Here is a 13,653-nt window from a genome sequence, read left to right as displayed (position 1 = left end):
AGGAAGTTGAAAACATTTTATCAGATGAAATTAATGCTAACAGCCCAGATATGGGAATAAAAAGTATTATTGATTCTCAAAAGAAAAAAATACTAATCAGTCAAACATATCCTGATAAAGATTTAGCTGATATTGTTTATGCTATGCTCATATTTAATAATGTTCCCCCATCTGATATAATATATACAAATTGTGATGACGAGGTATCACGAATTCCCGAAGGTGATGTAGGTAAAAGCGGTATATATAATTATTTAAGAGACTTTTTTGTGGATAGTTACTCTACGCAAAAAATGTATGTAATTTTTGTTACCAGCAATCATACAAAGGAATCTTGGGGAGCATTAACTGAAGTTGGTGCTGCATGGATTACACAAATTGAGCACAAGATATTCAATATAAGAGATTTTCGTCCAGAGCATCCATTAGATGATGAACAGCAGTGGCATTGCAGTTGTAGAGAAGATGATGGAACTTTGTTTATGTCTAAATTGAGTCAAGATATATTTTGTCAAAAAATTGAATTTATTTGTGACAAGTTAGGCTATGTAAAAAAGAGTAGAGCGGAAAATAAAAGCAGATTAGAAACTTTAGTAAAAATAACAGAGAGATAAAAAACTAAGGAGAATTGAGTTTAACTTGATTCTCTTTTTTGCTATTAATTTAAAATTTAATAATCATATAATGTATTTTTATGGAACGATAGAAGCCATTTTTAAGGTTTTGGATATAAAACCATTACCTTGTCTGTTTTCGTGCTTTCTAACCGCATAAAACAAGCGATTTCTAACCGCTATTGCGTGACATTTTACCCATATATAAACGAAAACAGGCATACCGCTGCAAAAAGCGATATGCCTAACTTTCTTTTACACCCTGTCTGTCGGTAAATAGTAATATTCTCAATACTTCCTTATCACTACCCACCTAAAGATAGGATTTTTTGTTTTGTACTATTCATTTTTCATTATTCAATATTCATTATTCATTAATTTCGACAGGATTTTTTAATGAATGATGAATAATGAAGACGCTTCGCTGATGAATAATTAATAATTGAATTTCTTTGTATATAATGATATAATACTTTTGGTAATGAATATGAAAGAGAATATTTTAATAAATAAATCAATAGATTTTGCAGCAAAAATAATTAAGTTGCAAAGATATCTTGTTAAAGATAAAAAGGAAACAATTATATCAAAGCAAATAGTCAGAAGTGGTACAAGTATTGGTGCGAACATTAATGAAGCCAATTATGGACAAAGTAAGGCTGATTTTATATCTAAATTACATATAGCATTAAAAGAAACTGCTGAAACTGAATATTGGTTAAGATTGCTTGTTAAATCAGCATTACTGACAAAGGAAGAGGGAGAATCTTTGCTTAAAGATTGCCTCGAAATAAAAAGAGTATTGATTTCCTCAATCAACACCGCAAAACAAAATATTGATAAATAAATTAGACTGCCACAATTATCGCGGCAGTTTTTTCTTGCATTTTTTTAAGATAAGTGTTATACTATACTTGCGACACAAGTTAATATTAACCAATTATCAAGGATGTATTTTTATTTTGGTAAAAATGCATTCTCTGTTTTCACATTCCTTGGGATTGGTTGAAAACTTGTGTCGCAGCAATCGGAGTTATGCATTTTTCGTGCGTGGCTTCGGCTACGCACTTTTTTAATTTAGGAGGTAAAAAATGAATATTAAACTTGAACTTTTAAGAGAACATATAACTGATTATGTAAGGTTCAGACTCGAAGATTTTGAAATTGATGTATCACAAATTGCTAACACAACTGCTATTATGGCATTAGGTGAAATACAAAAGGTTATTAAAGACGAAAATTATTCTGATTTTGATGCGATAGAAGAAATAGTATGCATATTTGAAAAATATAAAATTTCCGCAGGTTTTCGTCATGATTTTTAAAAAGGATATAAAACGATTTTAATTAACCGCTAACTAAAAAAGCACTCAATTAGAGTGCTTTTTTACTATTAAAGATAAATCTATATGTTCAAATTTTATATTTAACTCAAATCCACAAAACTTTATTTTAATCATTCTTCTTTATATCATTATATTTAATTTTAATAATTTCCTTTCCCTGAACACACAAATATACTTTTTTTACCCAGACGGTTTCATCACTGTACATTGGTATCACCTCATTAAAATTAAATTTTTTGTCTATTTAATCGGGGACTTCCCCTTTCACTTATTATTTTCTCCAAAATAAATTAAATTCCTTTTTTATTTTACTTAATTTTAGAAATATATTGATTTTTTTTCCATTTTAGCATATACTTATATATAGTATATATACTTTGGGAGGAAATTTAATATGTTAGTATCAGCAAAAGAAATGATGAAAAAAGCAAAAGAAGGCCATTATGCAGTAGGTCAGTTCAATATCAACAATCTGGAATGGACCAAAGCAATTCTTCTTACTGCTAAAGAAAACAGATCACCTGTTATTTTAGGCGTATCTGAGGGTGCAGGAAAATATATGGCAGGTTACAAAACAATCGTTGGAATGGTTAAAGGTATGATGGAAGAACTTGATATTGATGTTCCTGTTGCAATCCACCTTGACCACGGTTCATACGAAGGCGCTCTAAAAGCAATCGATGCAGGTTTTACATCAGTTATGTTTGACGGCTCTCACTATCCGATAGATGAAAATATTGAAAAAACAAAAGAAATAATAAGAATTGCAAACGAAAAAGGTATTTCTGTTGAAGCAGAAGTTGGTGCAATCGGCGGAGAAGAAGACGGTGTTGTCGGCAACGGCGAAGTTGCAGACCCTGATGAATGTAAACTTATCGCTGACTTAGGTGTTGACATTCTTGCTGCAGGTATTGGAAATATTCACGGAAAATATCCTGAAAACTGGCAGGGACTTAATTTTGAAGTTTTGGAAAAAATCGAAGCAAAAACAAACCCAATGCCTTTAGTTCTTCATGGTGGAACAGGTATTCCTACTGATATGATTAAAAAAGCAATATCACTTGGTGTTTCAAAAATTAATGTTAATACTGAATGTCAACTTTCATTTGCTGCTGCAACAAGAAAATATTTTGAAGAAGGAAAAGATTTATCAGGAAAAGGCTTTGACCCAAGAAAAGTATTAGCACCAGGTTTTGAAGCAATTAAAGAAACTGTTAAAGAAAAAATGGAACTTTTCGGTTCAATAAATAAAGCGTAAGGTATTAATTTAACATATAAAAAAGCAGATTTTCTAAATTGAAAATCTGCTTTTTTAAATTTATGGGCAATAAGGGTTAGGTTTAAATATCAGTATAATCAGATCTATAATGACTCCTATACCGAATACCCCCCCTGTGCATAAATAAACTATTCCTAAAAGTATCCGTTCTTCATAAAACTTATGTATTCCAAGATACCCTAAAAACAGACACAGAAAAAACGATATCCATTTATTTTTTGGCATTAAACTTCCTCCACAATCTCTTCATAATCTGATATCTCTATTATCTTTGCATCTTCTTCTGCTTTCTCATCATAAACATAATCACCTTCAAAAAACCACTTATACGCTCTATCTCCTATCGCTTTAGTTTCAATGTAATCTAAACTTCCGCCTATTACAGCGCCGACTCCCGGCACAAGTTTGCCTATATTTATCAACCCTTTAGTTCCAAATTTAGTAATAAATCGAAATCCAACTTTTTGATTTATTTTAGTCAAAACTTTTCCCGGTATTTTTTTAATCAGTCCATTAGCTAATTTCACACCAAACTGAATACCGGCATGTTTCAAAAGATTGTTAACAGAAACCCCCGCTAGACAGGCATATATAAATGTCTGTGTTCTATCGTCTTTCAAATCCAATCCGGAGATATATGCAACACATGCGATCATTCTCATTTGAACATATAAAACGCTTGTAATATTTGCAGGCAAAGTAACCGGCAAAGTAATTGCTCCACCGAAGCCTGTAAGAAAACCTGATGTTGTGCATTTGATAATTTGATTTTTTATCATTGCTTTACACGCTTCTTCTTTTGTTGAATACTTGTCCATATATTCAATTGCTACCTCTTCGACCGCAGAACTCAATTTAGGAATTCCGTTCATTGTTTTTTCATAGCATGTATCAAGTATCTTCATGATATCCTCTTGGGATAACAATTCCTTTTTTAACTTTTCCATTCATTCCACTCCTATTCAAGATGAGCCATTTGCAGTCACATTTTTTCCCAAGTGATATTATACTCTATTCCTGACATTTTACCCAAATTATTAATATAGTTTTCTATCAGGATTTTCGCCTCGTTTTCAGCACGATTAAATAATGACTTATTATCTAACACTGTTTGCCTCATTTTTTCCTGAGCATTACCAATCGCCGCTTGTTGTTCTTCCGATGTTACTTTGTTTTTATTCCACCAATTATCCTTAGAGGTTATATAAGAATTTTCATTCAAGGTTTCTGTCACAATTCCAAGATTGAGAAGTTTTGCAGAAGGCATTGAAATTATGACATTGTTTTCGTTTATACTCATAGAAACATCATTCATATCAATACCTATTTCTGCAAATCCTTCATACTCAATCCAAAATTTTCTATCCTTTTCTAGCATATGTGTCCAACCTGTTCCTTTTTCTTTAGTGGACTTAGCAACATTGTTATAATAACATTTCAAAGTTGTCAATTCGCATATAGCCTTAATTTGTTCTTCATCTGGTTCTTTTATCTGATTAGAACACGAACATAGACACAAAGTACAAATCACCAAAATTATTGCTGTAATATATTTAATATACTTCATCTTTATACCTCCCTATATACATTCAACCGTATACCCTTCAGGCAGTTGTTCTTCCCATGGTTTAATAAATGCCTTCATAGTCATAATAGCATTTTCCCTTGCTATTATTTTGATGTCATTATTTTGCTCTGCTTTAATCTTAAGATCATTTATACTTTCTCTATATGCTTCTTGATATGTAGTTTCAGTATCATATTTATCCTTTAAAAATATAAATTCCAAACTTTGATCATTAACTACTGCTGATATAATTTTAATTTCTGGAATTGTAATTATAATCTTTTTTTCTTTCTGATTATCCGTAACAGTTATTTGATTAAAGTCAAATCCTGCTTTAACAATTCCATCATATGCAACATGATACTTTTCTTCTTTTTCATTGGAAATTGTGACGATTGAATTATAAGTATACTCTACAGTGGACAAATCACTAGCAGAAATTATTTCTTTAAGTGAAGCCTCAGAAATAGTTATAACCTCAGATTCTCTACTAAACACAAATCCTAAAACAATGCCAAGTAACAATATACCCACTATACAAATTAAAGAATATTTTTTATTTTTCATAAGAAATGAAATTATATTCTTCCACATGGTAACAACGCTTTCTTTAAAATTAATAACATTGTTTTCCTTTTTTTCTTGAGTAATTTCTTTTGTTTTCTGTTCCATAATCTTTCCCCTTTCACTTTTTCAAAATAGCCTTTGTAAATTTCGCGAAATTTACATTTCATATTAAGAAAACATAAAAAATGCGTTCCCAATAAGAGAACGCACGAAAAGTGTTTCCCCTTATTGTTGCTACACAATCTCTCCCGTCAAGGTATGAGTATAAAGGAAAAAACACATTTTACCAATGTATTATTTCCTTAACGGTCATTAAATATTTTGATTGTGTAGCAATAATATTGTAGCATATTATAATCGTAAAAACAAGTATTTTGTCGTTTTTCAACAATTTGTAAAACACGTTTTTTACCTCATTTTCGTTGCCAAAGGCAATATATCGAGTTTCGGAAAGAACATATCGAGTTATCACAGATAACATATCAAATTTGATTTATGTCAAATATATCAAAAAAGCAGACTTTCGGTTTTGAAAATCTGCTTTTTAAGTATTATTCTATTATATTTCCGTTACCATCAAACAGTGGTAATTTTTCAAGAGCAATAATATCATTTCTTTCTATTGCATCTCCTTCGGCAAGAACTGCCATTTTGCCGACAATGTTTCCTCCTGCTTTTTTAACAAGAGTTTCAAGTGCCTGTAAAGATTCGCCTGTACTTATAACATCATCAACTATAAGCACTTTTTTATCTTTCAAAAGATTTATATCATCTTCTCCGAGATATAAATTTTGTTCTCCGTGAGTTGTAATAGAATTAACCGAAACACTTATAAGATTTTTCATATAAACCTTTGGTTTTTTTCTTGCTATAACATAATTGTTTCTGCCTGCCTGTTTTGCCATTTCGTATATAAGAGGAATACTTTTCGCTTCGGCAGTAATCATTATATCATACAAAGGGGCTTTTTCTAAAAGCGCTTTTGCGCAATGTTCGGTAAGTTCAACATCACCGAACATAATAAAAGCAGCAATTGTAAGGTCATCACTAACCTTAAAAAAAGGTAGTTCCCTTTTAAGCCCTGCAACGTTTAGTGTATAAGAATTTTTCATAACTAAGTACCTTTCATTAACAAGGGTGTTTAAAAAGTAAATTTTTAAACACCCTCTCTTTATGGGATAGAATAAATTATTCATAACAAAAAGTATAAATTCCAATGATTTTTATAACATAATATTTTATATTATAAATCTGGTATTATTTTATCGGAACGACACACAGGTCGTTCCCTACTTTTTGCAGTCTTAAGGTTTTAACATTCCCACATTAAAATTACATAACCTGTGTGCCGATATATAGTGCAAATAATGCAACTGAAATCCACATAATAGGGCTGATATCCTTAATTTTACCACAGCAAATTTTAAGAACAACCCATGAAATCATAGCAAACATAATACCGGTTGCTATTGAATAAGCAAATGGCATCATAGCAATCGCTAAGAAACCGCCGATTGAGTCTGCAACGTCGCCATCAAAATCCATCTTTGTAACTGCTGATAACATAAGAAGACCAACAAAGATCATAGCAGGAGCAGTAGCAAATCCAGGAATTGCAAGGAATATTGGTGCAAGAGGAATTGCAAGAAGGAATAAAATACCTGTTGTAAGAGCAGTTAAACCTGTTCTACCACCTGCAGCAACACCTGCTGAAGATTCAACATAACTCGTAACAGTTGATGTACCAAGACATGCACCTGCAACTGTACCAACAGCGTCAGCCATTAATGCACCGCCTGCTCTTGGAAGAGAACCATCTTCTGCAAGAAGATTACCCTTCTGAGCAACACCGATAAGAGTACCAACTGTATCAAATATATCAGTATATAGGAATGTGAATAAAACTACAGCAAAAGCACCGAAGTTTTTAGCGATAAATCCGAAATCAAACTGGAATAATGCAGGAGCAGCAAAGTTTGCTTTGATTGCTTCCCATGAAAGATTTGGAATTAGTGAATATACGCCTGCTTCTATATCAACCTGATACCAGCCGATTAACTCTGCTAAAATACCAAGAACCCATGTTGCTAAAATACCGATTAAGATATCGCCTGTAACTTTATAGTGATGAAGCACACCGATAATAAGTAAACCAACAATTGCAAGAACAACCTGCGGAGATGCAAGATTTCCAAGACCAACTAATGTAGAATCGTTGTTTACAACAACACCGGCATTAATTAGTGCAATAATTGTAATAAATAAACCAATACCTGCTGTTATACCAAGTTTAAGGTTTGCAGGAATTTTGTTAACAAGTGCTTCTCTGAACTTGAAGATTGAAAGAATCATAAAGATAATACCTTCAAGTAATATAGCAGTAAGAGCAACTTTGTATGAATAGCCCATTCCTAAACATACGGTATAAGTAAAGAATGCGTTAAGCCCCATACCGGAAGCAAGTGCTACAGGATAGTTTGCAAAAAATGCCATACATATTGTACCGATAGCAGCTGAAAGAGCAGTAGCCATAAATATAGCTGCAGCACCGGGACCATCAGGAATAATACCAAGCATTCCAGGGTTAACCGCAAGAATGTACGCCATTGCAAGGAAGGTTGTAATACCTGCAATAATTTCAGTTTTAACATTTGTGCCATGTTCTTTTAATTTGAAAAGTTTTTCCATAATTTCCTCTCCTTCTTTTAGTGCTTTCACACTATAATTTAATAATTAGCACATTTTAATTATACAACTTTGCTAATTTATTTTCAAGTTTTTTTTAACATTTTGTTAAAATTTAACATAAAACATATAAAAATGTAATTTTAAAAGAAAAATTAAGAAATCTTAAGAAAATTTAAGTATATTTGTCTTTTTATCGTACAAAAAAAGTATTTCTTCAAAATAAGACAAAAAAATACTAAAAATACCTCTTTACTTTTTGGGAAATTTAATTTATCATATAGTAAAGGTCAAAGATAGTCAAAGTCAAAAGGAGAGATAATATGGCAATATCGGATATTATAGAAAATTATATAAAGGAACTTCTTACAGATGATAATGAAGTAATAATAAAAAGAAACGATCTTGCAAATTATTTTAATTGTGTTCCGTCACAGATAAATTACGTTATAGCCACAAGGTTTACAAACGAGCATGGGTTTATAGTTGAATCAAGAAGAGGCGGTGGCGGAGGAATTACTATAAGAAAAGTTCTTCTTACCAAAAATGATTATATTTCCACTCTTATAAGTTCAATAGGAAATTATTTAAAGCAGAACGAGGCATATTCATATATCAAAACGCTTTTTGAATATGATATTATTACAAAAAGAGAAGCGAATATTATGTTTGCCGCAGTTTCAGACAATACTTTAAACATAGATGGAGAGAACAAAGATTATTTAAGAGCAAAAATAATGAAGAATATGCTCACAAATATTAAAAGGAGTTGATTTTGATGCTTTGTGAAAAATGCAAGAAAAATAATGCAACAGTTAAAATAGTTAAAAATTACAATGGTATTATTACAGAGAAACACTTATGTCAAGTCTGTGCGGGAAATGATGAATTTAATTTCAGTGAATTTTCCAAAGGAAGCATTTTAAATGATTTATTTGGAATGTTTACCCCTGTTACAACATCAGACTATGTGTGTGACAGATGTAATACATCATATAAAGAATTTAAAGAAACCGGAAAATTTGGTTGTGCTGATTGTTATGAAAAATTCGAAGTTTATTTAGACCCTTTATTTAAAAACATACACGCATCATCTTCTCATACAGGCAAAATTCCAAAAAGGTGCGGTGAAGACTTAAAAAACAAAAAATTAAAATCGGAACTTAAACTAAAACTTCAAAAAGCAATTGCTGAGGAAAATTATGAAGAAGCGGCGAAAATAAGAGACGAAATAAAAGGGCTGGAGGGATAAAGGGATGTTAAAAATTCCCAGACCGCAAAAAGCAGTAAATGACCTGTATGCCATGCCGATAAAAAGAAAATAACCGAATAATATAAAATATTATGTTGCAACAAAGTAAAGATTTTTACAAAATCTTTGAAATTAAATAACTTTTTGCTATGAACAAACTTAGCCACTCGACGTACTTAGTACGCCTTCGGGTGACCCAAATCCAAAGGATTTGGCTAAGTTTGTCCATTCTGAAAATTTTTTCCTATCCCTAAACATTCAGAAAGGAAAGATTGTAAATATGGAAAACATTGTACTAAGCACAAGAATAAGACTTGCAAGAAATTTTAAAGATTATCCTTTTATATCAAAAATATCAAAAGAAGATGCATTAAAGATTACAAACGAGGTTAAAGAAATTATTCTTTCATCTAATTCCTCCTCCTCTCTCTATTTTAGCGAAATAGAAGAAAATGAACTAAAACAAGAAGGACTTAAACTTGTAGAAAGCCATCTTATAAGCCCGAATATACTTAATTCCAAAGTTCCGTCTTCTGTTATTTTAGATAAAAACAAAGAAATTAGTATTATGATAAATGAAGAAGACCACTTAAGAATACAGGTAATAAAAGAAGGTTTTAATTTAGATGAGGCTTTCTCTCTTGCAAATGCGTGTGATGATCTTATAGAAGAGAGTAAAGAATATGCATTTTCTGAAAAATACGGATATCTTACAAGTTGCCCAACCAACACCGGCACAGGTTTAAGAGCTTCGGTTATGATTCATATACCTGCGATAGTTATGTGTGGCAAAATAAACGAACTTACAGAAAACGTCAATCGTTTAGGAATTGCAATAAGAGGATATTACGGAGAAGGTTCAGGAAGTTTCGGAAACATTTATCAAATTTCCAATCAGACAACATTAGGGATTTCGGAAGAAGAAATTATAGAAAAAATTAAAAATGTTACAACACAAATTGTAAAACAGGAAGAAAACTTGCGAAATCTAATTTTAAATGACAACTTAAAAGATAAAATCATGCGTTCTTACGGCATTTTAAAAAATTGCTATCTTATAAACTATAAAGAATTTTCAGGATTATGGTCAATGGTTTATCTGGGAATAAATATGGGAATAATTACAAATACAGATAAAAACTCTTTTGTAAAACTTATTTCTTCACTTGCACCCGGAAGCATTGGCGAAGATGACGCGCAAAAAAGAGATAAACTAAGAGCAAAAATTTTAAAGGATGTGATTTAATGTACGATAAAAGATTTACAAAAAAAGCAGAAAATGCACTTTCTTTTTCTGAAAAAGCGGCAATGGAACTTGGGCACAACTATGTGGGGAGCGAGCATATTTTACTCGGTCTTTTAAAGGAAGGAACGGGTATTGCATATAACGCACTTTCCTCAAATAACGTAACCGAAGAAAATGTTACTTTAATTATTGAAAAACTAATAGGCAGAGGAACTCCCGACAATAAAAGAAAATACCCTACCCCAAGATGTAAAAGAATTTTAGAGATATCTTTAGAAATTGCAGTAAATTCAAACCATCAATATATCGGAACTGAGCATCTTTTACTGGCACTTCTTAACGAAAACGATTCAGTTGCATATAAAATAATTACTGAATTAAACTGCGATCCAGGAAAAATAGTTCAGGATGTTTTAAGAATATTTAACGAGGGAACACCTCAGGAAAAAAATAGTTTTCAGGGTGAAAGTAAAAATAGCGAAAATGAAAAGTTTGGCGTTGATTTAACCAAAGCGGCAAAAGAAGGAAAAATTGACCCTGTTATTGGAAGAGATGAAGAAATAAGCCGAGTTATTGAAATTTTATCAAGAAGAACAAAAAACAATCCTTGCCTGATTGGAGAACCAGGTGTTGGTAAAACCGCAATAATAGAAGGACTTGCTCAAAAGATATATGAAAATAAAGTTCCCGAAACTTTAAGAAACAAAAAACTTGTAACACTTGATTTAACTTCTATGCTTGCAGGCTCAAAATACAGAGGCGAATTTGAAGAAAGAATTAAAAAAGTATTAAACGAAGTCAAAGAAAATAAAGACACTATTTTATTTATTGACGAAATCCATACCATTGTCGGTGCAGGTGCGGCAGAAGGTGCTATTGACGCGGCAAATATTTTAAAACCGTCTTTGGCAAGAGGCGAAATTCAGTTAATAGGAGCAACAACTCTTGACGAATACCGAAAATATATTGAAAAAGATTCTGCACTTGAGAGAAGATTTCAACCTGTTACTGTTGACGAGCCGACAGTTTCCGAAACTATTGAAATTTTAAAAGGTTTAAGAGATAAATACGAAGCACACCATAAGGTAGAAATTTCAGATGAGGCACTTGTTGCCGCTGCAAAATTATCCTACCGATATATTACTGATCGTTTTCTTCCCGATAAGGCTATTGACTTAATTGATGAGGCATCATCAAAATTAAGAATAAGAAATCTTACAACTCCTCCCGATTACAAGGAACTGGAAGAAAAAATAGAAAAAACAAAGGCAGAAAAGAATGAAGCTATTCTTGCTCAGGATTTTGAGAATGCTGCAAAACTTCGCGATGAAGAAAACACTCTTATAAAAGAACTTGAGGAAAAGAAAACAAAAAGAGAAGAAGAAAATTCCAAAACAGTTGACTGTGTGACGGAAGAAAATATTGCAGAGGTAATTTCCGCATGGACTAAAATTCCTGTTTCAAAACTTACCGAAGAAGAAGGCCAAAAACTCTTAAAGTTAGAAGAACGTATGCATAAAAGAGTAGTCGGTCAGGAAGAAGCCATATCAAAAATTGCAAAAGCAATAAGAAGAAACAGAGCGGGTCTTAAAGACCCTCAAAGACCTATAGGTTCATTTTTATTCTTAGGTCCTACCGGTGTTGGTAAAACCGAAGTTGCTAAAACTTTGTCCGAAGTTATGTTTGGCAACCAGGATAGTATGATAAGAATTGATATGTCTGAATATATGGAAAAACATTCAGTTTCCCGACTTATCGGTTCTCCTCCCGGGTATGTAGGTCATGATGAAGGCGGTCAGCTTACCAAGAAAGTAAGGCAAAATCCTTATTCGGTTATCCTGTTTGACGAAATTGAAAAAGCACACCCTGATGTATTTAACACTCTGCTTCAAATTCTTGAAGATGGTATTCTTACTGATTCTCAAGGAAGAAAAGTTGATTTCAAAAATACTGTTGTTATTATGACATCAAACATAGGTGCTTCTAAAATTGTTGAAACCAAAGCAAAATTAGGATTTTCAGAAGGAAATGAAGATAATTCTTATGAAACTATTAAAAACAGTGTTCTCTCCGAACTTAAATCCTATTTAAGACCTGAATTTATAAACAGAATTGATGAAATCATTGTTTTCCACAAACTGTCACAGGAAGAAATAAAAGAAATCGCAAAGATAATGCTAAATTCTCTTGCCAAAAGAATCGAAGAAAAAGAAATCAAACTTACGGTTGATGATTCAGTTTATGACTATTTATGCGAAAAGGGATTTGACTCTTCCTATGGTGCAAGACCTTTAAGAAGAACAATACAAACAGATATTGAAGACCTTTTATCCGAAGAAATGTTAAAAGGAAATATTAAAGCCAACAGTATTGTTACTTTGAAAGCAGAAGACGGAAAAATTATATGTCAAAATGACGAAACAATATAATATAAAAAAAGAAAAATCACTATAAAAACAGGCTGTGAAGAACCCGACTTTGCGTCATGCAAAAATCGGGTTCTTCATTATTTTTTTAAAAAATACGATAAATCAGAGCCTGAAAAAAATTGAAACATCTCGCTAACAGTCAAAAAAACTTATTACTTTTTCACTATTACCTTTTACTTTCCAAAAAAATCTTTCTAAGACTCCACACCCCAAAAGGTGAGATATATCAATATGTAAGTACCTGAAATTAAAGATTTTTTGCAAAAATCGTTGGATTTTATCCTTTCTGCTATGAACGAACTTGGCCACTCGATATGCCTAACAGGCTTCGGGTGGCCAAAAATCAAAAACTTTAGTTAAGTTTGTCCATTTTTAAATTTTTTCTATCCTATTAAGGTGCATTTTGAACCTGTTTACTGCTTCTTTATAAAATATGGTATATCTTTAAGCGTAACAGGAATTTCAACTGTCTTTCCACCTTCAAAAATCTCACCTTTATAACTTTCCCATTCACCCGAGGGAAGAATGACTGTTCTAATCTTCTGACCTTTTTTAATAACAGGTGCAACTAATATGTTTTCACCCAACATAAACTGATCATTTATTTTTTCATATCCCAAATGCGGATAGTTGTATTCTAAGTTTCTCAAAATCGGCTCACCTGTTTT

Annotated in this window: 15 protein-coding genes; 8 read left to right on the top strand and 7 right to left on the bottom strand. The window is 31.9% G+C overall.

The features are described from left to right. The 4 genes from E7419_07485 to fba form a co-directional block, all read left to right on the top strand. Positions 1-614, top strand: a 614-nt coding sequence (locus E7419_07485; protein ID MBE7015028.1) for an ATP-binding protein, incomplete at its 5' end; no start/stop codon positions are given. A gap of 487 nt (positions 615-1,101) precedes the next feature. Further along, a complete protein-coding gene (locus E7419_07480) occupies positions 1,102-1,461 on the top strand; it encodes a four helix bundle protein (GenBank protein MBE7015027.1) in 360 nt (119 codons plus the stop codon). A 244-nt stretch (positions 1,462-1,705) separates the two neighbouring features. Then, positions 1,706-1,939, top strand: a complete 234-nt coding sequence (locus tag E7419_07475; protein ID MBE7015026.1) for a hypothetical protein — start codon at positions 1,706-1,708, stop codon at positions 1,937-1,939. Between the two features lie 415 nt (positions 1,940-2,354). Beyond that, complete coding sequence (gene fba / locus E7419_07470) at positions 2,355-3,218, top strand: class II fructose-1,6-bisphosphate aldolase (protein MBE7015025.1); 864 nt, start codon at positions 2,355-2,357, stop codon at positions 3,216-3,218. 60 nt (positions 3,219-3,278) lie between these two features. Here the strand turns inward: fba and E7419_07465 are convergent, their stop codons facing one another. From E7419_07465 to E7419_07440, 6 genes are all read right to left on the bottom strand, one after another. Continuing rightward, entirely contained in the window at positions 3,279-3,464 is a 186-nt protein-coding gene (locus E7419_07465; GenBank protein ID MBE7015024.1) for a TM2 domain-containing protein, read from the bottom strand. After that, the gene (locus tag E7419_07460; GenBank protein MBE7015023.1) at positions 3,464-4,186 is read right to left on the bottom strand and encodes an EcsC family protein; all 723 of its coding nucleotides are present in this window, start codon (positions 4,184-4,186) and stop codon (positions 3,464-3,466) included. The genes E7419_07465 and E7419_07460 overlap by 1 nt, the downstream gene beginning before the upstream one ends. 35 nt (positions 4,187-4,221) lie before the next feature. Continuing rightward, the gene (locus tag E7419_07455; GenBank protein MBE7015022.1) at positions 4,222-4,806 is read right to left on the bottom strand and encodes a DUF4230 domain-containing protein; all 585 of its coding nucleotides are present in this window, start codon (positions 4,804-4,806) and stop codon (positions 4,222-4,224) included. Between the two features lie 12 nt (positions 4,807-4,818). After that, on the bottom strand, positions 4,819-5,478 hold the full coding sequence (locus E7419_07450; protein ID MBE7015021.1) for a DUF4230 domain-containing protein: 660 nt from the start codon (positions 5,476-5,478) through the stop codon (positions 4,819-4,821). Between the two features lie 446 nt (positions 5,479-5,924). Next, positions 5,925-6,485, bottom strand: coding sequence for an adenine phosphoribosyltransferase (locus E7419_07445; protein MBE7015020.1), 561 nt, complete (start codon positions 6,483-6,485; stop codon positions 5,925-5,927). 220 nt (positions 6,486-6,705) lie between these two features. Then, positions 6,706-8,061, bottom strand: coding sequence for an NCS2 family permease (locus E7419_07440; GenBank protein ID MBE7015019.1), 1,356 nt, complete (start codon positions 8,059-8,061; stop codon positions 6,706-6,708). 320 nt (positions 8,062-8,381) lie between these two features. On the opposite strand from E7419_07440, the gene E7419_07435 reads away from it, so the two are divergent. The 4 genes from E7419_07435 to E7419_07420 all read left to right on the top strand — a co-directional run bounded on the left by E7419_07435 (position 8,382) and on the right by E7419_07420 (position 12,985). After that, complete coding sequence (locus E7419_07435; protein ID MBE7015018.1) at positions 8,382-8,831, top strand: CtsR family transcriptional regulator; 450 nt, start codon at positions 8,382-8,384, stop codon at positions 8,829-8,831. Positions 8,832-8,836: 5 nt separating this feature from the next. After that, positions 8,837-9,310: an excinuclease gene (locus tag E7419_07430; protein MBE7015017.1), complete on the top strand. Its 474-nt coding sequence runs from the start codon at positions 8,837-8,839 to the stop codon at positions 9,308-9,310. 280 nt (positions 9,311-9,590) lie between these two features. Further along, complete coding sequence (locus tag E7419_07425; protein MBE7015016.1) at positions 9,591-10,556, top strand: ATP--guanido phosphotransferase; 966 nt, start codon at positions 9,591-9,593, stop codon at positions 10,554-10,556. Continuing rightward, positions 10,556-12,985: an ATP-dependent Clp protease ATP-binding subunit gene (locus E7419_07420; protein MBE7015015.1), complete on the top strand. Its 2,430-nt coding sequence runs from the start codon at positions 10,556-10,558 to the stop codon at positions 12,983-12,985. Before E7419_07425 ends, E7419_07420 begins: the two co-directional genes overlap by 1 nt. Positions 12,986-13,398: 413 nt before the next feature. Here E7419_07420 and E7419_07415 read toward each other — a convergent pair. Continuing rightward, a partial coding sequence (locus E7419_07415) for a glycoside hydrolase (protein ID MBE7015014.1) occupies positions 13,399-13,653 on the bottom strand: 255 nt, incomplete at its 5' end.

The sequence above is a fragment of the Oscillospiraceae bacterium genome (genome assembly GCA_015068525.1).
GTDB lineage: Bacteria > Bacillota > Clostridia > UMGS1840 > HGM11507 > SIG450.
This window is presented reverse-complemented; position numbering and strand designations above follow the sequence as displayed.